Here is a 17,725-nt window from a genome sequence, read left to right as displayed (position 1 = left end):
TTAAGATTTAAATTTAATGAAATTTATATATATAATTTTTTTATTATTTTTATACTCTTGTGGTCAACTAATTAGTGCAAATACTATAGCCACAACATTAATTGATTATAGAATTCAACAACAAACAGGAAAGAAAATTTCAGAACATGCTCTATCATTTGCTACTGGCCAGGATTGCAAAATAGATTTAAATATTCAGGAAATTTGCAAAGATGAAAATTTCTTAAAAAATAATATTAAAAATTTAATACTAGAAAAATTAAAAAATCAAAGTTATTAAGAGTCTAATAAAATAAAAACTTTAGTTATAAAGAAATTTTTTAATGAACAATATTTTTACAAATAGTTTTTTTTTGAGAAATTAGATGTTGTAAAAATAATATTGATCTAAATATCATTACATTCTTCTTAAAAAGTTTAATAATCTTATTAAATATATATTCCCTTTTAAAGCGAATTTGCATAAATTAATATTTTAATATGAAAAACTTTTTTCTAATAATTTTACTTTTGCTATTGAATTCATGTGGAAGTTTGATTTCTGCAAGTTTAACTGAAACATTATTTAATCCAACTTCAATTGCTTCAAGTCTTATTGATTATGGAATAAAAAAACATACTGGAAAGAAAATGTCTGAACATGCACTCTCAAAAATAACTGACAAAGATTGCGAATTTTACATTGAAAATTTAAGTAACCCTAAATCATTCTGCAAAGATAAAGAGGTTGTGGAAAATAATAATGTTTTAACAAAATCTAAATTTGCCTCACTAAGACAAAGCAATAAATCCTCTTTAATTTCAATTGCCCCAAAATTAAAAACTATACCTGTTGAAAAAACTTTAAAATCAAATGAAGTCTATTTACTAACTTTAAATCAAGTATTAAATAAAGACTTTAATTCTTTAGGACTTAGAAGAATTAATTAATTAAATTTTAAATGAAAACTGATGTAGCGCTAATAATTATTAGTTTTACATCTTTATTTGGAGTTATTATCTTTTTTCTTGTTTCGAATATTCTTAAAAAAAAGATTGATGAATTAGTTTTAAGTGAAAAATTAAAAAAAAAATCTAAATCTTCTTCTCGAAAATCTTAAGTTCCTTTTTATCTAAACCTAAGACATTCTTGGAAGTGGCATAACTAAATCCGGCTCTGGCAAGAACACCTGTATCTTTAGTATAAAAAATCTCCCTATTTGCATCTGGCCGATAAGGTCCTATTCTTCTTCTTCGACAAACTCTTATTGCTGCGTAAAAATCAGGATCGACATTGTCTTTTTGAATATCATTCATTGTTTTCTTCAATAAATCTCCATCAATCCCCTTTTGAGCTAAATTCATTCTAATTTTGTTTAATGAATAGCCTTTTTTCAAATAATTCTTTGATTTAATCTCAGAATAAATTGTATCATTTATGACGCCCATACTTTCAAGATTGGCGATGACCATATCAATTTCCTGAAGAATACTTTCTTTGTCTTTATTTAAATAATCTGTATCTAGGACTTTTCTATACAAATAAAATCTAAGATCTTTTTTTGAAGGCTGGTATTTATCAAGATATTTTAACGACAACTCTTTAATATCTTCTCTATTGTTTATTGATTGTTTTGCAGATTTATTAAATCTCATATAATAATCGTTACTAACACATGCTTAACACTTTAAAAGATTTTTTTACCCTTGAAATGATTTATCATTTCACAAATATTGGTGTCATTCCAATGTGGATTCTTTTAGCATTTTTGCCAGGTTGGAACGGAACCAAAATTTTAATAAATAGTATATTAGTTCCATTAATACTGGGCCTTACTTATTTTTATGTTTTGTATATTTATATAAATACATCGGAAGGAATTTTTTCTAATATTCTTGATAAAGGGAAAATATTTGAACTTTATATGGGAATTGATCAGCTTAAAAAAATATTTAGTGATAAAAACGTTTTGTTACTATTTTGGATCCATTTCTTAACTGCAAATCTTATACTGGGCGCTTGGATTGCAACGGATGCTGCTAAGAATAAAGCCCTACAATTCATAGTCTTGGTCCCACTAGTCCTTACTTATTTTGCAGGACCCCTTGGCCTTGGAGTTTATTTAATTTTAAGACTTCTAGCTGCGCAAAAATTTAAATTATTTGATTAAGTCTTTATAGCTTATAATTTATTTCAGAGTTATAAATACTCATGAAAAAAATAGATTTCTATTTTGATTTTGGAAGTCCTTATTCATATCTAGCTCACACCCAAATAAAAAAATTTGAAAAAGAAACTGGCGAAAAAGTAAATTATATACCTGTTTTGGTCGGAGGTCTTCATAAATTAGCCGGGATTACAGCTCCAGCATTTATTCCACTCAAAGCTAAATACTTAATCAAAGACTGCAAACTTTGGGCTGACAAATATAAAGTTAAGTATCAATTCAACAGATACTTTCCTATAAAATCTCTTAATCTAATGAGAGCAGCGCTGGTTGCTCAGAAAGATAATTTTTTTAGATCCTTTATAGACAAAGCATTTAATGCAATTTGGGTGGACTCAATGAATATGAATGATGAGGAGGTTTTTTTAAAATTTATTAAAAGCCAAGACATAAATTCTGATTTGTTTTCTTTAAAGTATAATGACCCTGTAATAAAGAATGATCTTGTTAAAAGAACCAATGACTCTTTTGAACTAGGTGTATTTGGAGTTCCTAGTTTTATAGTAAATGGAAAAATGTTTTGGGGACAAGACCGATTAGAGTTTGCACTTAATGAAGCAAAAAAATAATTATTTTTTCTTAACTTCTACAATTTTAAAATTAGATTTCTTTAATGCCTCAAACCCGCCCTTAACATGGGCAACATTCGTAAAACCCATATCTTTTAAAGTTTTAGTAGCAAGAGCTGATCTCATTCCCTGAGCACAAAACAATATCTTTCTTTTCTCAATAGAAAATTCTTCTTTATAATAATGACTACTTGGATCAAGCCAAAATTCTAACATTCCTCTTGGTATATGTTTGGAGTTCTCAATGGTTCCTTCTCTCCACAATTCTCTTATATCTCTAATATCTATCAAAATAATATTGTCATCTAATTTTAATTTAACGTCCTCAGGAGTTAAATTTTCAATTTCCAAACTCGCCTCTTCTACTAATTGCTTATGTGATTTAATCTTCATTTAAAATATTTTATAAAGTATTTTTCATTTTTTTAATATAATATTAGCAATGGATAAAAAATCAGCTCCTGACTTTAAAATTCCTTCATCTAACAATAGTGAATTTCAACTCAAAAAGAGTAAAAATCAATTTATAGTTATTTATTTTTATCCAAAAGATAATACGCCAGGCTGCACTAATGAAGCTAAAGATTTTACAAAATTATATAAACAATTTAAAAAATCAAACTGTGAGATTGTAGGAATTTCAAAGGACAGTATTGAAAGTCATAAAAAATTTATCAATAAATTTAAAATTCCATTTCAACTGTTATCAGATGAAAAAATGATAGCTCTTAAGAAATATGGAGCTTGGGGAGAAAAAAGTATGTATGGAAAAAAATTTATGGGAATTAAAAGAACAACTGTTTTAATTAACCCTAAGGGAAAAATTATAAAAATATGGAATAACGTTAAAGTCAAAGATCACGCTAAAGAAGTATTAAACTTTTTAAAAGAAGTTATTTAGAAAATTCTTTTTCAGTAAAACCCAAATAAAATAAAATTGTTTTTAGATCAGTAAATTGGATATTGTTATCGACTGTTTTTTTTACAATTGAATGCGGATAATAACCTATACCAAGACCAGAATTTTGTAACATACCAAGATCATTTGCTCCATCGCCCACACAAATAGTATCTTTGAATTTATTTAATTTTTTTTGCTTACAAATCTCATTTAAATAAACCAATTTTGAATTCTGCTTGCCGGTAATTGGAATATATTTACCTGTAAATTTATTATTTTTTATTACAAATCTATTACTAATCACTTTTTTAAATCCTAAAAATTTTCCAACATAAGTGGAGATTGGCTGAAACCCACCAGTGACTAAACTCGTATGATAACCATTTTTATTAAGAGTTTTTAATAAAACCTTCGACCCTTCATTAAATCTAATTTTATTAATTACTTGTTTGATAAGATTTGCACTTTTACCTTTTAAATAACTAACTCTAAATTTTAATGTATCTCTTAGACTAATTTTTCCATCCATTGCAAGTTTACTTAATTTATCAATATCTACTTTTATTCCAGCAAATTTTACAAGATTATCTAAAGTTTCATCTTTGATCATTGTGGCATCCATGTCTGCTAGAAATATTTTCTTCTTTCTCCATTTTGCTAGCTGAATGCAAATATCAATTTTATTTTTAAAACAAAAATTTCTAAGTCTATCTCTTTTTTTTTTACCTATATCATCACAATAAAGATCGAGAGCTTTATTGGAAAGTATTTTGTAATCATTAGTATTTTGAATTTTTGAGAAAAAATTTATTATTCTTTTATGATTTAATTTATTCTTGGCTACGAAAGTACAGACTAGCTCAGAAGAACTATTCATTCTCTTTGTCTTTAAATTGAATATATTTTGCCTGTATTACTAATGGAATTTTTTTTATACTTTCAACAACTGAATTTTCAATCTTATTATCTGTTGAAATAATAGCAATCGCCTCCCCGCCACTGCTTAATCTACCTAAATGAAAAGTAGCTATATTAATTTTATTATCAGCTAAAATTTTTGATAAGTCTTTAATAAAACCAGGTTTATCTTGATTTGAGACATATAAGTTATGCTCTGATAGATCTGCCTCTATTTTAATTCCTTTAACTTCAACAATTCTTGCTTTACCACCAAAAATAGTTCCGGACACAGAGCGAGTTTGTTTATCTGTTGTGACAGTTAATTTAATCAACGATTGATAATCATTTTCTTTTTGATGTTTAACTTCTGAAATTGAAATCGATTTACTTTTTGCAACTAAAACAGAGTTAATAACATTAACACTTTCTGTTGTTGGTTTTAATAAACTGTAAATAATAGTTTGTGTAATCGGGGTGCTATTTACATTTGTTGCTGTTCCTTCAAATTCTATTTGAACAGATCTAATAGCGTTTTCAGTTAATTGACCAGCAAAGCCTCCTAACAAACTTGATAACTTTAAGAATGGTTTAACAGATTGATATTCTTTTGCTGTTAAAGAAAAAGTGTTAACTGCATTGGTGATTGCGCCTGTTTTTAAATAATCTGATATTTGCTCTGCAATTTGTACAGCAACTTTTTCTTGAGCTTCTGTTGTGGATGCTCCTAAATGTGGCGTTAAAATTAAGTTTTTAGTTCCTAATAAAGGACTTCCTTTTGGTGGTTCTTCCACAAATACATCTAGAGCAGCGCTTGCAACATGTCCGCTTTCTAAATTTTCTTTTAAAGCAGCTTCATCAATAAGTCCTCCGCGTGCACAATTAACAATACGAACTCCCTTTTTCATTTTTTTAAAGGAGTCTTTGCTTACGATATTTTTTGTTTTTTCATTAAGGGGTGTATGAAGTGTTATAAAATCTGATCTTTTGAACAAATCATCTAATGTTACTTTTTCTACTCCAAGCTCTAAAGCTCTTTTATCTTGAAGGAATGGATCAAACACAATTACTTTAAACTGCAAACCTAATGCACGTTGAGCAACAATTGTTCCAATATTACCGCAGCCAATAATTCCTAAAATTTTACCAGTAACCTCAACCCCTTTAATAGTAGATTTTTCCCATTTACCTTCATGGGTGGTTTTGTCTGCATAAGGAATTTGTCTTGCAGTAGATAAAAGCAATGTAATTGCATGCTCAGCTGTTGTAATTGAATTTCCAAATGGAGTATTCATTACAACTTTGCCATTACTTGTTGCAGCATCAAGATCTACATTATCAACTCCAATTCCTGCTCTACCGATGACTTTAAGTTTCTTGCATGACTCTATTACTTCTTTAGTTGCTTTTGTTGCAGATCTTACAACTAAAGCATCACAATCTTGTAATTCTTTTATTAATGATTTTGCATCAAGATCAGTTTTAGTAATAGCTTCAATTCCATTTTCTTTAAAAATGGCTAACGCCTCATTACTAAGTTTGTCTGCTATTAAAACTTTATACATTTAAATTTGTCAAATAAGCCCACTTGATCCAAGGAAGTAATTTTTCAATGTCAGTAGACTCAACCGTTGCACCACCCCAGATTCTAAAGCCTGCAGGTGCAGTTCTATAAGAATTTATATCATAAGCAATATTTTCTTTCTCTAATATTTGATTAATAGTCTTTAATTTTGCAGCCTGTTCATCTTTGCTTAATTTTTTAAATTTTGGATCAGTAATCTTTAAACAAATACTGGTTGATGAAATTGTATTTTCTTTCTCTGCTAAAAAATCAATCCAATCTTTATTTTCTTTAACAAAAAACTTAACTTCTTCTAAATTTTTCTTCGATCTTTTTATTGCTCCTTCAGATCCACCGATAGACTCAATCCATAATAATGCATCTATACAGTCTTCAACGCAAAGCATTGATGGAGTATTGATTGTCTCGCCTTCAAAAACTCCCTCTAATATTTTTTTATCCTCAGCAAGTCTAAATATTTTAGGAATTGGCCAACTAGGTTGATAGGTTTTTAATCTCTCTAAAGCTTTAGGGGATAATGCAATCATTCCATGGGCAGCCTCGCCTCCTAACACCTTCTGCCATGACCAGGTAATTACGTCTAATTTTGTCCAATCCATTGGCATTGCAAAAACGGATGATGTTGCATCACATAGTGTAAGGCCCTTTCGGTCTTCTTTTATCCAATTTGCATCAGGTAGACACACTCCAGAACTTGTTCCATTCCATGTAAATATAACATCATTATTAAAATCGACTTTTGTTAAATCAGGTAGCTTTCCATAATCTGCTTTATGCACATTTAAATTTTTTATTTTTAGTTGGCTGACTGCATCTTTAACCCAATCATTACCAAAATTTTCCCATCCTAAAACATCAACTCCCGTTGCTCCAAGCAAACTCCACATTGCCATTTCAATCGCACCCGTATCTGAACCGGCAACTATTCCAACTTTATAATCGCTTGGAAGTTTTAATAATGATTTTGATGAAGTAATTAATTCTTTTAATTTCTCTTTTGCAATTTTTGATCGATGCGATCTACCTAATGTAAATGTTGGGATATTAGAAATTGACCAACCAGGTCTTTTTGCGCAAGGACCTGATGAAAAAAAAGCTCTATCGGGTTTTGAATTGGGTCTTTCGACTGTCATAATTAATATTTTAAACTAAATGCAAAAATATCCTGTGGCTTAATTTGCCACAGGATATTTAAAAAAAACTTAATTAGGCCGCTGCTTGAACGTTTAGATTATGTTTTTGAGCTACGCCTGAAAGAAAATTCCAGAGATATTTTGCAGTTGAAAGAGCTGCTTTCTCAGCTTTTGCTTGATCTTCTTTAGAAAGATTATCAAGTAACACTTCGCACTCTTGTCTATGATAAACATCAGCTTTTTTATGAGTTTCAAAAAATGCAAGTCCAGATTCTGAATTTACACCGTAAAATTTTTTAAGACCTTCAATCTTAACATCGGCGATCTCAGGAATTTGCCTTTCATAAGTGTATAAAGAAGCAAGTCCTTCAGCATATGTTGATCTTCCTTGTTTAAAGAAATTATCAATCATCTCAGATGTGAATTTTTCTAATTTTACTTTTTCGATTTCATTTTCATCAGCTCCTAAAGCTACCGCAAATTGTTTCCATAGTTTAGGGTGATCGTTATTTTTATCTTCCTCATCATTTAAATTTTCTAATAGAATTTTTCTATCAGCAATGTTTTCGCAAATTGAGTGAGTTGCACTAATGTAGCGAGGAAATGCTTTTACGTGATGATAATATTGCTCAGCGTAATCTTTAATAATTTCTCTTGATAATTTACCTTCATTCCATGCTTGATAGAATGGATGTTTTAGAAGATGAAATTCATCTAATTTTGCATTTAGTTCTTTAGAAAACATGTTTTTCTCCAAATTGTTTATTTAAGTTATAAATTAATTAAATTTATATACAAACAAGTTAAGGTTGAAAAAAAATTTAAAAAAAAGACTAAATTAATTGAAAAATATAAGGAGAATTTAATTTAATAACTCAGCCGGTGATGGCTGAGTTATTAAAAACAGAATTACTTATTGAACATCTCCTTTAAAGCTTTTGCTGGCAAAAACTTAACTTTTTGAGAAGCTGCGATTTGGATACTTTCTCCTGTTCTTGGATTTCTTCCAGTTCTAGCTTTTCTTTTTGCAACTTTATACGTACCAAAACCTGCGATTTTTACAGTTTCATCATTCTTCAGTGAGTCAAGAATGATATCTTGTATTTTATCAAAGGTTTTTTCGGCATCACTTTTGCCCATATTGCAAGCAGTAGCTATTTTAGCCACTAATTGTTTTTTGTTCATTTTTAACCCTTTTGATTCGTTAATATTTAAATAATGTTTAAAAAACCTAGGAAATCAACATAAATGTAGTATTTGCTTATTTTTCGAACACTACATGTTGATATGATTTTTAAGGCTTTTGGGTTAAAACGCTGTTTTATATGACTTTTTAAAAAAGACCCAGACCTTTAAGGTCATTATAAGTGGAAAAAAACATTAAAGTTAAAAGTACAAATAAACCGAATTTAAAGAAGTAAGTTTGCATTTTTTCACTTAAGGGTTTGCCTCTAACAAACTCATAAAAGTAAAATAATAAATGACCTCCATCTAATAATGGAATTGGAAATAGATTAATTAACCCCAAGCTGATGGAAATGTAAGCCATGATGGATAAGAAAGGAATAATTCCAAGTTCAGCAACTTGTCCGGAGATTTGTGCAATTTTAATTGGTCCACCAAGTTGGTCAGCTTTTTCAGTACCAACAATCATTTTACCGATATAGCTCATGGTTGTTGAGATAGTAAACCAAATTTCTTTCAAAGAGTGGTAAATAGCCTTTGAAGGTCCTAATCTTTGTCTATTGATTTCATTATTTAATGGAACAATTTGAATACCAATCATTTTACGATTGATATTATTTCCTAAATTATCTTTTCCTTCTTGAACAATTGCTTGAATTTGAAAATCGAATTCTTTTTTATCTCGCAAGACTGTAATTTTAATTAAATTAGTATCAGATAAAGAAATTGATTGGGAAACTTCTGTAATACTATTAATAGTCTTATCATTAATAGAGGTAATTTGGTCGCCTTTTTTTAAACCAGCTTTATAAGCAGGGCTGTCTACTTTTACATCTTGAATTACTGGAACGGAAAAATCTTTACCAAAAAACATATATACACATGCAAAAATTACTAACGCTAAAATGAAATTGGCAATTGGTCCTGCAGATACAATGATTGCTCGTTGATATAATTTTTTAGTTGAAAGTAAGTAAGTTTTTTCTTCATCGGAAAACTTAGATAATTGGTCAGGCTGACTAGCTGGATTAACGTCTCCAAAAAATTTTACATAACCACCTAGGGGAATTAAACATAATTTCCAACGTGTTCCATGTTTGTCTGTCCAACCAAATAATTCTTTTCCAAAACCAATTGAAAAATCTGTTACTTTAACACCATATTTTCTAGCATAATAATAATGGCCATACTCATGGACGAATACCACGATAGAAATTAAAATGATAAAAGGGATAATAATATTTAAAAAACCCATAAATTAATTATTACCAAGGGTTGATAAAATTACAAGTACACCAAAACCCAAGATTACAAATCCTGAAATAATATTAGATCGTTTTATAAAAGTAGAATTTACTTTATTTTTTAAGAATCTTGCAAACTCAATTAAAATTAACCACCAAATTAACGAACCCACCAAGGCACCCAGAGAAAAATTTAAAACTAATTGTGAGTTAAAATTTCTAAATACTAAATGCATATAAGATAATAAGGCTATAAAACCAATATAAGTTAAAGGATTGCTAAGCGTGATAACAAATCCTGAAATAATATCCTGTGGCCATTTACTGTAGGAAACTTCTTTTGTTTCAATAACAACTGGACCACTAAATATCATTCGAATTGATATAAAGATTAAGCAAAGACCACCAATAATTCTCATAATCTCTTGATTTTGCAGAAAGATATTTGAAATAGTCGTTAAGCTGTAAATTGCAATGAGTGCATAAAATGCATCTGCAAAAGCTGCACCTAAGCCAACAGCAAGTCCAGATTTAAATCCAAATTGTAATGTTTTATTTATACACATCAATGCAACGACACCAACAGGCAAAGCAAGACAAAATCCTGATAAAACTCCAATAAGAAAAGTTAACATTTATTTAAATTAAAAATTTTAAAATTAAAAACGCCACTCATTTACTTTATCAAAGATAAAGTCTCTAAAACTTTTAACACGTGCTACATTTTTTAATGATTGAGGATAGACGAAATGTGCTTCATATTTTGGGCCATCCACATTTGGTAAAACTTTTATAAGTGTACTTTTCTCTTGAACCATATAATCAGGCAGCGCTGCTAAACCTACTCCGCTTTCAACAGCAAGCAATAAAGAATAAATATTATTCACTCGCATTACAGGTTTTCTTTTTGATGAATCTTTTTTACCAACTTTTAAAATCCAATCCGTCTGTGATAACGGAGATGGAGTTCCTTTACCGTAAACAATAAATTTATGTTTATCTAAATCTTTAACATTATTTGGATAACCATTTTCTTCCAAATATTTTGGCGATCCGTAAATGTGATAATTTATATCGATTAATTTTTTTTGAATGTAGCTTAACTGAGTGGGTTGTCTCATCCAAACCGCAACATCAGCCTCACGTGTGCTTAAATCTAATTCTTTATCTGTTACAATCACTTCAACTTCCATTTCAGGATACTTATCCATAAACTCTTTAATTCTAGGTGTTAACCAGATACTTCCAAAGCCAACAACGGTTGTAACGATTAACTTTCCTGATGGTTTATTTTTTTTCTCCATTAAAGACGTCTCAACATCTTTTAAATGCACGATGACTTCATTTGCTGTTTTAAATAAAGTTTCACCATCTTCAGTTAAAGAAAGACCTCTTGCATGTCTTTCAAATAATGATGTTTTTAACGTTTGCTCTAAAGATTGAATTTGACGACTTATGGCAGATTGACTTAAATTTAAAGTTCCTGATGCTTCAGTAAAACTTCCGGCCTGGGCAACTACATGAAAAATTTTAAGTTTATCCCAATCCATAATTATTGATTTACATCGATGACTACTCGACCTGCAACTTCTCCTTTTAATATTTTATCATATGAATCAATCAACTTTGATAAACTCCAGATTTGAGTAATTTCATCTAACTTTTTCATATCTATTAAATTTGCAGCTTGCGACCACACAAATTCTCTTCTTTTCATTGGAGTATCCACTGAATTAATTCCCCATAATTTAACGCCTCGAATAATAAAAGGCATAACAGTTGTCTCTAATTTAAAACTATTGGTAAGTCCGCAGGCAGCAACAATTCCTGTGGGCTTAGTATGCGTTAAAGCTTTAGCTAAAACTTTTCCACCAACCGTATCCACAACACAGTCAAAAAGGCCTTTATCTAATGGCCTTGTTTCCCCTTCTAATTCCGATCGATCTAAAACAGCGCTAGCGCCAAGTTTTTTTAAAAAATCAGTTTTATCTTTTTTTCCTGTAAGGGCATGAACTTTGTAACCCATCTTAGATAAAATCATCACCGCCACACTTCCAACTCCACCTGTTGCACCAGTTACAAGGACATCATTTACTTTTTCACCCAAAAGAATTGTCTCCCTTGCTTGAACGGCAAAGGAACATAATAAAGCGGTAAAACCTGCGGTACCAATTGCCATTGCATGTTTTGTTGAAATTTCTTTTGGAGCTTTGACTAAAAAATTTGCATCAACTTTTGCATACTGAGAGTAACCCCCATAATAAATTTCACCAACTCGCCAGCCGGTTAATATAACTTTATCGCCGGTTTTAAATTTATCGCTTTTACTTTCTTCAACGGTGCCTGCAAAATCTATTCCTGGAATGTGGGGATAATCTTTAACTAAACTTCCGCCATTTTTTAAAATCATTCCATCTTTATAATTAAAGTCTGAATAATCTACTTTAACTAAAACATCACCGTGTATTAAAAAACTTTTATCAACACTTTTTACTTCACGTGTAAATTGTTCACCTGTTTTATTAAGAACGATTGCTTTAAAATTACTCATGATTATTTTTTTTCTTTAAAAATTTTTTTCCACAATACCCACAAACAACTTCAGATTTTTCTCCAAAATTATAATATACGGTCGGGTGGCCCACATCATCATCGCCACCATTACAAGAAACAGATTCTATATCAGCATCAACAACGACTTGATCTAACATTTATTTCTGACCAATATAATGAAGGAAACGATTTTGAAGATTATGACTTTCTTTAAAGATTCCAGTGAAATAATTAGTAACTGTAGTCGCCTCATGCTTTTTAATTCCGCGAGAAGTCATACAGTGATGAACAGCATCAATACTCACAGCAGCCCCGTGGGCTTTTAAACCCTTAAATATTGTATTTGCAATTTCCATAGTTAATCGCTCTTGGGTTTGTAATCTTCTCGAGTACGCCTCAACTACCCTTGCAAGTTTACTAAGTCCTACAACTTTTTCATGGGGAAGATAAGCAACATGAGCCACACCTACGATAGGTGCCATATGATGTTCACAGTGACTATAAATTGAAATATTTTTTTGGATCACCATGTCATCATATCCTTCAACATCACCAAAGGTTTTTTCTAAATCTTTATAGGGGTCGATTAAATAGCCTGAAAAATATTCTTCAAATGCTTTGATCACCCGCTTTGGAGTATCTAGTAAACCCTCTCTTTTTGGATTCTCCCCTGCCCAAGCAAGTAAAACTTTAATAGCAGCTTCCGCTTGTTCTCTAGTGACAGTTTTTTCTAACTTCTTTTTTATTAATTCAGTAACGTTCATTAAAAGTGATTATATTTTTTGTTAAGTTATAATATATACTAAATGCTTAGAACAAATTAATTTTCTCATAAATGTTTAAAAAAAGAACCTCAATTAAGCAAGTGGAAGAAGGCAAGTATTTAAGCCCTAAATTCAACAAAGATGGCTTAATTCCAGTGATCACTACAGATTACAAAACTAAAGAAGTTCTTATGCACGGATTTATGAACAAACTTGCATTAAAGAAGACAATTGAAACTGGCGAAGCTTTTTACTGGAGCAGATCAAGAAAAGCTTTATGGCACAAAGGAGCCACCAGTGGCTTTGTGCAAAAAGTAAAAGATATTAGGATTGATGATGATCAAGATGCAGTATGGATCTCAGTTGATATTGGCCAAGGCGCAAGCTGTCATGTGGGTTATAGGTCTTGTTTTTATAGATCGATACCTTCAAAAACTAAAAAGAATATTAAATTAAAATTTAAAGAAAAAAGAAAAAAATTTAATCCAAATATAGTCTATAAAGGACAACCTAATCCTACAAAATTATAATGACTAATAATGTAAATGTCTTGGCTCCCTTTGGTCCAAGAATTGCAAAATTAAAAATTCCAAAAAATCTTATAAATAAAATAAATAAAGAAATCGATAAAATTGTTGATAATCAAAATCTTTCAAAAAGATTTGATTATAGCAAAGAGTTAGTTGGACAAGTTAGTCAAGAATTACAACTTCCAAAAGTATTTATTAATAAATATTTAAAAAATTTTTTACACAAAGCAACGAAAAGTTATGTTGAAAAATCTACAAATAAAAAAATAACTAAATTTAACATTAAAAATGTTTGGGTCGTTCGCCAATTTGAAAATGAATACAATCCTATTCATTATCACGATGGTCATATATCTGGGGTTGGTTATCTTAAAGTTCCAAAATCTCTAAATGAAGATAAAAGAACTCATAAACACAATTTAAAAACCCATGGCACAATTGATTTTATTCATGGATCAAGAAATTTTTTAAATAAAAGTATTTATAATCATATGCCAAAAGTTGGTGATATGATCTTATTTCCAAACTACTTAATGCACACTGCTTACCCTTTTCAATCGGGTGATGAACGAAGATCATTCTCATTTAATGCAACCATTGATGAAAAAATAGCAAACGTTTTTAAACATGAATAAAATTCCAAAACAAAAAAACGTACTAGGTGAAGATATTGAGCCTTGTTCTATGAATCCAGTAACCGGTTGGTTTAGAGATGGTTCGTGCAACACAGACAAAACAGATGTTGGAATGCATTGTGTATGTGCAAAAGTAACGGATGATTTTTTAATTTGGTGTAAGGAAAATGGTAATGATTTAATTACTCCTCATCCTGAATTTGGATTTGAGGGATTAAAAGATGGAGATAATTGGTGCGTTTGTGCAATTTGGGTAAAACGCGCAATCGATGCTGGCCATGGATGCAAAATTTATCTCAGAAGAACTCATTTAAAGACCTTGGAAGTCATACCCATGGACACTTTAAAGAAGTTTGCTGTGGATATCTCATAATTCAAAGTTCAGATGTTCTCGTTTTGATTCCCTTTTGATTCCATTTTGAATCAAATTTTCAACTTTTAAGGGTGTATGTGGATATTTATTTAAATTTACTTAATGACTCTTATTCCGTCTTTACTAAAAAACACTTCTAAAACCTTTTGAGAAATATGCTTGGCATTCAATCCTGCAACATCATACATTTTCTCTGGTGTATCTTGATCAATAAAAACATCTGGAAGTATCATTGATCTAAATTTTAATCCCTTATCAAAAATTCCATTCTCAGCTAATAAATTTGCAACGTGTGAGCCAAATCCACCAATGGAACCTTCTTCAATAGTGATTAATACTTCATGAGTATTTGCAGATTTTAAAATTAATTCTTTATCTAAAGGTTTTGCAAATCGTGCATCAATAATCGTTGTTGTTATTCCTTTATTTTTTAATTCACTAGCTGCAATTTTACACTCTTCTAATCTTGTGCCCAAACTTAATAAGCAAATTTGTTTTCCTTCTTGAATAATTCTTGCTTTTCCAATTTCAATGGTCTCTTTAATACTTGGCAACTCTACTCCATAACCATTTCCCCTTGGATATCTAAAGGCGCAAGGTCTATCGTTTATTGTCACTGCAGTATTAATCATTCGAACAAGCTCAGCCTCATCACTTGCAGCCATCACTATAAAATTTGGAAGAGTTGCAAGATAAGTAATATCAAATGAACCTGCATGCGTTGGCCCATCTGCGCCAACTAACCCTGCTCGATCAATTGCAAATCGAACCGGTAGATTTTGAATGGCTACATCATGAACTACTTGATCATAGGCTCTTTGTAAAAATGTAGAATAAATTGTTGCAAAGGGTTTATACCCCTCTGTTGCAAGTCCTGCTGCAAAAGTTACTGCATGTTGTTCTGCAATTCCAACATCAAAGGTTCGTTTTGGAAATTTTTTTGAAAATATATCAACGCCTGTTCCTGATGGCATTGCTCCTGTGATTGCAATAATTTTGCTATCAATTTCTGCATGCTTAGCAAGAGTATCGCCATAAACTTTAGTATAGGTTGGAGTGTTGGCTGTTGATTTTACCTGCGCACCAGTGATCACATCAAATTTATTAACACCATGATATTTATCATCTGAACTTTCTGCAGGTTTATAACCTTTTCCTTTTTGAGTAATCGCATGGACTAAGAAGGGCCCTTTGTGAGATGAGTCTCTCACATTTTTTAAAACTGGAATGAGTTGATCAAAATCGTGACCATTAATTGTTCCAACATAATAAAAACCTAATTCATCAAATAAAGTTCCCCCCACAGCAAGGCCTCTAAAATATTCTTCAAATCTTGCAGCTCTAGTTTTTATCGATCTTGGAAATAGAGATGCAATTTTCTTTAAAAATCCTCTAAATCCTATGTAAGTTTTTCCTGACAATAATTTTGCAAGATATGATCTCATGGCACCAACAGGTGGAGCGATGGACATATCATTATCATTTAAGATAACGATTAATCTTGATTTCATTGAGCCTGCATTATTCATGGCTTCATAGGCCATCCCTGCGCTCATGGCACCATCGCCTATAACGGCAATAACATTATTATTTCTATCATCTAAATCTCTTGCAACTGCCATTCCAAGTGAAGCCGATATTGAAGTTGAGCTGTGAGCTGCGCCAAATGGATCGTAAATACTTTCAGATCTTTTAGTAAATCCAGATAATCCTCCACCTTTTCTCAAAGTTCTAATTCTATCTCTTCGCTCTGTTAAAATTTTATGTGGATACGCTTGATGACCTACATCCCAAACTAACCGGTCTTTTGGAGTATCGAATAGATAATGAAGAGCGATGGTTAATTCTACCACGCCAAGACCAGCGCCAAGGTGACCGCCTGTGACTGAAACAGCATCAATTAACTCTAGTCTTAATTCGTCAGCTAAAGTTTTAAGCTCAGAAATTTGAAGTTTCTTTAAATCTTGAGGGTTTTTAATTTTATCTAATAATGGTGTATGTGGCATTAATGGTCTCTTCTAAGTAAAAAGTTTACAGAATCTACCAAGCTATTAGCCCTTGATCCATATTTATTTTCTAATTTATCAGTGATGTTATCTAATAGCTCATAACAAAATTCTATGGTTTTATTAATGCCAAGACTTTTTATAACTGTAGCCTTGCCCTTTTGTTTATCTCTTCTTGTAGGTTTGCCAGTTTTATTTTTATCTCCATATAAATCTAAAAGATCATCGGTAATTTGAAAAAGCAAACCTATATCTAGACCAATTCTTTTTAAAAGTTTTCTGTGTGAATTTTTATTAGCCATAATTGCAGCACTTTCAGTACAAAAACTAATTAGCTCTCCCGTTTTTTTATTTTGCATATCAATAATTAAATTTTTATTTACTCTCATTTTTTCAAATTTAAGATCTAAGTATTGACCGCCTGCAATACCTGAATGACCTGCTGAAGATGCTAAAGCATTTATAAGATTAATTTTAGATTTAGCATTTATATTAATATTATTTGAGCTTAATATTTCAAAAGCTAAAGTCAGTAATGAGTTACCGGCTAGTATTGCTGTGGCTTCACCAAAAACTTTATGAGTACTTTTTTTTCCTCTTCTAAAATCATCATCATCCATACTAGGAAGATCATCATGAATTAATGAATAAGAGTGCATACATTCGACTGCAGCTCCTATAGCAATTAGTTGTTTATAATTTAGATTAAAAAGTTTTCCTGAAGTAACTATTAAATAGGATCTAAATTTTTTTCCGCCAGAAAATAATCCGTACTTTAAAGCATTGAACAGTTTGGTATTTTCAGTTCTTTTTTTTAGGTAATTTTTAAGAAAAATATCAACGTGACTTGCAACTTTTACAATCTTTTTCTCAGTATCCAACATTGTTAGGAATTTTTAATAAATTCCTTTGTTGAAAATTTACCATCTTTATCAATTGTAATTTGTTCAACTTTTAAAGTAGCCTCTTTTAATTTAGTCTCGCAATGATTTTTAAGATGGACGCCACGAGTATATTCTGCAATGGACTCTTCAAGATTAATAGAACCGTCTTCTAACTTACTTACAATTTCTTCCAGTTGCTCTAGGGCTTCTTCGAAGGATAACTTGGTAATATCTGGAGAATTGTTAGATTTTTTCATAT

Annotated in this window: 25 protein-coding genes; 9 read left to right on the top strand and 16 right to left on the bottom strand. The window is 30.6% G+C overall.

Translation table 11 applies throughout. The features are described 5' to 3' along the window. The first annotated feature begins 16 nt into the window (after window positions 1–16). From CR143_RS01825 to CR143_RS06360, 3 genes are all read left to right on the top strand, one after another. A complete protein-coding gene (locus tag CR143_RS01825; protein ID WP_099340146.1) occupies window positions 17–280 on the top strand; it encodes a hypothetical protein in 264 nt (87 codons plus the stop codon). 200 nt (window positions 281–480) lie between these two features. Beyond that, entirely contained in the window at window positions 481–930 is a 450-nt protein-coding gene (locus tag CR143_RS01820) for a hypothetical protein (RefSeq protein ID WP_099340145.1), read from the top strand. A gap of 11 nt (window positions 931–941) precedes the next feature. Continuing rightward, window positions 942–1,100 (top strand): hypothetical protein, encoded by a 159-nt coding sequence (locus tag CR143_RS06360; RefSeq protein ID WP_169696838.1) that lies wholly within the window; start codon window positions 942–944, stop codon window positions 1,098–1,100. On the opposite strand, the gene CR143_RS01815 is transcribed toward CR143_RS06360, so the two are convergent. Beyond that, entirely contained in the window at window positions 1,075–1,635 is a 561-nt protein-coding gene (locus CR143_RS01815; protein ID WP_099340144.1) for a regulatory protein RecX, read from the bottom strand. The two genes, CR143_RS06360 and CR143_RS01815, sit on opposite strands and share 26 nt — an antisense overlap. 20 nt (window positions 1,636–1,655) lie before the next feature. On the opposite strand from CR143_RS01815, the gene CR143_RS01810 reads away from it, so the two are divergent. Further along, a complete protein-coding gene (locus CR143_RS01810; protein ID WP_099340143.1) occupies window positions 1,656–2,150 on the top strand; it encodes an ABA4-like family protein in 495 nt (164 codons plus the stop codon). 41 nt (window positions 2,151–2,191) lie between these two features. After that, entirely contained in the window at window positions 2,192–2,776 is a 585-nt protein-coding gene (locus CR143_RS01805; protein ID WP_099340142.1) for a 2-hydroxychromene-2-carboxylate isomerase, read from the top strand. Here the strand turns inward: CR143_RS01805 and CR143_RS01800 are convergent, their stop codons facing one another. Then, window positions 2,777–3,169 (bottom strand): rhodanese-like domain-containing protein, encoded by a 393-nt coding sequence (locus CR143_RS01800; protein WP_099340141.1) that lies wholly within the window; start codon window positions 3,167–3,169, stop codon window positions 2,777–2,779. It abuts the gene before it with no gap. A 49-nt stretch (window positions 3,170–3,218) separates the two neighbouring features. On the opposite strand from CR143_RS01800, the gene CR143_RS01795 reads away from it, so the two are divergent. Further along, window positions 3,219–3,677, top strand: coding sequence for a peroxiredoxin (locus CR143_RS01795; RefSeq protein WP_099340140.1), 459 nt, complete (start codon window positions 3,219–3,221; stop codon window positions 3,675–3,677). Here CR143_RS01795 and serB read toward each other — a convergent pair. The 11 genes from serB to folE all read right to left on the bottom strand — a co-directional run bounded on the left by serB (window position 3,670) and on the right by folE (window position 13,038). Beyond that, window positions 3,670–4,554: a phosphoserine phosphatase SerB gene (serB, locus tag CR143_RS01790; RefSeq protein WP_099340139.1), complete on the bottom strand. Its 885-nt coding sequence runs from the start codon at window positions 4,552–4,554 to the stop codon at window positions 3,670–3,672. The genes CR143_RS01795 and serB overlap by 8 nt on opposite strands. Continuing rightward, window positions 4,547–6,139, bottom strand: a complete 1,593-nt coding sequence (gene serA, locus CR143_RS01785; RefSeq protein ID WP_099340138.1) for a phosphoglycerate dehydrogenase — start codon at window positions 6,137–6,139, stop codon at window positions 4,547–4,549. The genes serB and serA overlap by 8 nt, the downstream gene beginning before the upstream one ends. After that, window positions 6,132–7,292, bottom strand: a complete 1,161-nt coding sequence (locus CR143_RS01780; RefSeq protein ID WP_099340137.1) for a phosphoserine transaminase — start codon at window positions 7,290–7,292, stop codon at window positions 6,132–6,134. The genes serA and CR143_RS01780 overlap by 8 nt, the downstream gene beginning before the upstream one ends. Before the next feature lie 73 nt (window positions 7,293–7,365). Beyond that, window positions 7,366–8,037, bottom strand: coding sequence for a CADD family putative folate metabolism protein (locus CR143_RS01775; protein ID WP_099340136.1), 672 nt, complete (start codon window positions 8,035–8,037; stop codon window positions 7,366–7,368). Between the two features lie 164 nt (window positions 8,038–8,201). After that, window positions 8,202–8,477: an HU family DNA-binding protein gene (locus CR143_RS01770; RefSeq protein ID WP_099340135.1), complete on the bottom strand. Its 276-nt coding sequence runs from the start codon at window positions 8,475–8,477 to the stop codon at window positions 8,202–8,204. 148 nt (window positions 8,478–8,625) lie between these two features. Further along, window positions 8,626–9,732, bottom strand: a complete 1,107-nt coding sequence (gene rseP, locus CR143_RS01765) for an RIP metalloprotease RseP (protein ID WP_099340134.1) — start codon at window positions 9,730–9,732, stop codon at window positions 8,626–8,628. A 3-nt stretch (window positions 9,733–9,735) separates the two neighbouring features. Continuing rightward, window positions 9,736–10,356, bottom strand: a complete 621-nt coding sequence (locus CR143_RS01760) for a LysE family translocator (RefSeq protein ID WP_099340133.1) — start codon at window positions 10,354–10,356, stop codon at window positions 9,736–9,738. A 24-nt stretch (window positions 10,357–10,380) separates the two neighbouring features. After that, window positions 10,381–11,271, bottom strand: coding sequence for a LysR family transcriptional regulator (locus CR143_RS01755; RefSeq protein WP_099340132.1), 891 nt, complete (start codon window positions 11,269–11,271; stop codon window positions 10,381–10,383). 2 nt (window positions 11,272–11,273) lie between these two features. Next, a complete protein-coding gene (locus tag CR143_RS01750; RefSeq protein WP_099340131.1) occupies window positions 11,274–12,272 on the bottom strand; it encodes an MDR family oxidoreductase in 999 nt (332 codons plus the stop codon). Beyond that, the gene (locus tag CR143_RS01745; protein WP_099340130.1) at window positions 12,265–12,432 is read right to left on the bottom strand and encodes a zinc-finger domain-containing protein; all 168 of its coding nucleotides are present in this window, start codon (window positions 12,430–12,432) and stop codon (window positions 12,265–12,267) included. The genes CR143_RS01750 and CR143_RS01745 overlap by 8 nt, the downstream gene beginning before the upstream one ends. Beyond that, a complete protein-coding gene (gene folE, locus CR143_RS01740; RefSeq protein WP_099340129.1) occupies window positions 12,433–13,038 on the bottom strand; it encodes a GTP cyclohydrolase I FolE in 606 nt (201 codons plus the stop codon). 71 nt (window positions 13,039–13,109) lie between these two features. On the opposite strand from folE, the gene hisI reads away from it, so the two are divergent. From hisI to CR143_RS01725, 3 genes are read left to right on the top strand one after another with little or no spacing between them, the layout of a single operon-like run. Next, window positions 13,110–13,568: a phosphoribosyl-AMP cyclohydrolase gene (gene hisI / locus CR143_RS01735; RefSeq protein ID WP_099340128.1), complete on the top strand. Its 459-nt coding sequence runs from the start codon at window positions 13,110–13,112 to the stop codon at window positions 13,566–13,568. Continuing rightward, window positions 13,568–14,203: a putative 2OG-Fe(II) oxygenase gene (locus tag CR143_RS01730; protein ID WP_099340127.1), complete on the top strand. Its 636-nt coding sequence runs from the start codon at window positions 13,568–13,570 to the stop codon at window positions 14,201–14,203. Before hisI ends, CR143_RS01730 begins: the two co-directional genes overlap by 1 nt. Further along, window positions 14,196–14,576 carry a DUF2237 family protein gene (locus CR143_RS01725; RefSeq protein WP_099340126.1) on the top strand — a complete coding sequence of 127 codons (381 nt, stop codon included), beginning with the start codon at window positions 14,196–14,198 and terminating at the stop codon, window positions 14,574–14,576. Before CR143_RS01730 ends, CR143_RS01725 begins: the two co-directional genes overlap by 8 nt. Window positions 14,577–14,671: 95 nt before the next feature. Here the strand turns inward: CR143_RS01725 and dxs are convergent, their stop codons facing one another. The 3 genes from dxs to CR143_RS01710 are packed head-to-tail and all read right to left on the bottom strand — an operon-like array spanning window position 14,672 to window position 17,723. Next, on the bottom strand, window positions 14,672–16,582 hold the full coding sequence (gene dxs, locus CR143_RS01720; protein WP_099340125.1) for a 1-deoxy-D-xylulose-5-phosphate synthase: 1,911 nt from the start codon (window positions 16,580–16,582) through the stop codon (window positions 14,672–14,674). Then, window positions 16,582–17,466: a polyprenyl synthetase family protein gene (locus CR143_RS01715; protein WP_099340124.1), complete on the bottom strand. Its 885-nt coding sequence runs from the start codon at window positions 17,464–17,466 to the stop codon at window positions 16,582–16,584. The genes dxs and CR143_RS01715 overlap by 1 nt, the downstream gene beginning before the upstream one ends. A 2-nt stretch (window positions 17,467–17,468) precedes the next feature. Beyond that, window positions 17,469–17,723, bottom strand: a complete 255-nt coding sequence (locus CR143_RS01710) for an exodeoxyribonuclease VII small subunit (RefSeq protein ID WP_099340123.1) — start codon at window positions 17,721–17,723, stop codon at window positions 17,469–17,471. Window positions 17,724–17,725 lie beyond the last annotated feature (2 nt).

It is taken from the genome of Candidatus Fonsibacter ubiquis, from assembly GCF_002688585.1.
In the GTDB taxonomy this organism is placed as follows: Bacteria; Pseudomonadota; Alphaproteobacteria; order Pelagibacterales; family Pelagibacteraceae; genus Fontibacterium; species Fontibacterium commune.
The sequence above is the reverse complement of the archived record's forward strand: the minus strand, read 5'-3'. Positions and strand labels throughout refer to the sequence as shown.

Bases quoted from the DNA above. Each gene is read 5' to 3' on its own strand.
- CR143_RS01760 (WP_099340133.1), bottom strand. From the start codon at position 10,356: ATGTTAACTTTTCTTATTGGAGTTTTATCAGGATTTTGTCTTGCTTTG.
- CR143_RS01820 (WP_099340145.1), top strand. From the start codon at position 481: ATGAAAAACTTTTTTCTAATAATTTTACTTTTGCTATTGAATTCATGT.
- CR143_RS01725 (WP_099340126.1), top strand. From the start codon at position 14,196: ATGAATAAAATTCCAAAACAAAAAAACGTACTAGGTGAAGATATTGAG.
- CR143_RS01770 (WP_099340135.1), bottom strand. From the start codon at position 8,477: ATGAACAAAAAACAATTAGTGGCTAAAATAGCTACTGCTTGCAATATG.
- CR143_RS01775 (WP_099340136.1), bottom strand. From the start codon at position 8,037: ATGTTTTCTAAAGAACTAAATGCAAAATTAGATGAATTTCATCTTCTA.
- hisI (WP_099340128.1), top strand. From the start codon at position 13,110: ATGTTTAAAAAAAGAACCTCAATTAAGCAAGTGGAAGAAGGCAAGTAT.
- CR143_RS01710 (WP_099340123.1), bottom strand. From the start codon at position 17,723: ATGAAAAAATCTAACAATTCTCCAGATATTACCAAGTTATCCTTCGAA.
- CR143_RS01715 (WP_099340124.1), bottom strand. From the start codon at position 17,466: ATGTTGGATACTGAGAAAAAGATTGTAAAAGTTGCAAGTCACGTTGAT.
- CR143_RS01795 (WP_099340140.1), top strand. From the start codon at position 3,219: ATGGATAAAAAATCAGCTCCTGACTTTAAAATTCCTTCATCTAACAAT.
- CR143_RS01755 (WP_099340132.1), bottom strand. From the start codon at position 11,271: ATGGATTGGGATAAACTTAAAATTTTTCATGTAGTTGCCCAGGCCGGA.
- CR143_RS01780 (WP_099340137.1), bottom strand. From the start codon at position 7,292: ATGACAGTCGAAAGACCCAATTCAAAACCCGATAGAGCTTTTTTTTCA.
- CR143_RS01815 (WP_099340144.1), bottom strand. From the start codon at position 1,635: ATGAGATTTAATAAATCTGCAAAACAATCAATAAACAATAGAGAAGAT.
- CR143_RS01800 (WP_099340141.1), bottom strand. From the start codon at position 3,169: ATGAAGATTAAATCACATAAGCAATTAGTAGAAGAGGCGAGTTTGGAA.
- rseP (WP_099340134.1), bottom strand. From the start codon at position 9,732: ATGGGTTTTTTAAATATTATTATCCCTTTTATCATTTTAATTTCTATC.
- CR143_RS01810 (WP_099340143.1), top strand. From the start codon at position 1,656: ATGCTTAACACTTTAAAAGATTTTTTTACCCTTGAAATGATTTATCAT.
- dxs (WP_099340125.1), bottom strand. From the start codon at position 16,582: ATGCCACATACACCATTATTAGATAAAATTAAAAACCCTCAAGATTTA.
- CR143_RS01750 (WP_099340131.1), bottom strand. From the start codon at position 12,272: ATGAGTAATTTTAAAGCAATCGTTCTTAATAAAACAGGTGAACAATTT.
- CR143_RS01745 (WP_099340130.1), bottom strand. From the start codon at position 12,432: ATGTTAGATCAAGTCGTTGTTGATGCTGATATAGAATCTGTTTCTTGT.
- CR143_RS01825 (WP_099340146.1), top strand. From the start codon at position 17: ATGAAATTTATATATATAATTTTTTTATTATTTTTATACTCTTGTGGT.
- serB (WP_099340139.1), bottom strand. From the start codon at position 4,554: ATGAATAGTTCTTCTGAGCTAGTCTGTACTTTCGTAGCCAAGAATAAA.
- folE (WP_099340129.1), bottom strand. From the start codon at position 13,038: ATGAACGTTACTGAATTAATAAAAAAGAAGTTAGAAAAAACTGTCACT.
- serA (WP_099340138.1), bottom strand. From the start codon at position 6,139: ATGTATAAAGTTTTAATAGCAGACAAACTTAGTAATGAGGCGTTAGCC.
- CR143_RS06360 (WP_169696838.1), top strand. From the start codon at position 942: ATGAAAACTGATGTAGCGCTAATAATTATTAGTTTTACATCTTTATTT.
- CR143_RS01805 (WP_099340142.1), top strand. From the start codon at position 2,192: ATGAAAAAAATAGATTTCTATTTTGATTTTGGAAGTCCTTATTCATAT.
- CR143_RS01730 (WP_099340127.1), top strand. From the start codon at position 13,568: ATGACTAATAATGTAAATGTCTTGGCTCCCTTTGGTCCAAGAATTGCA.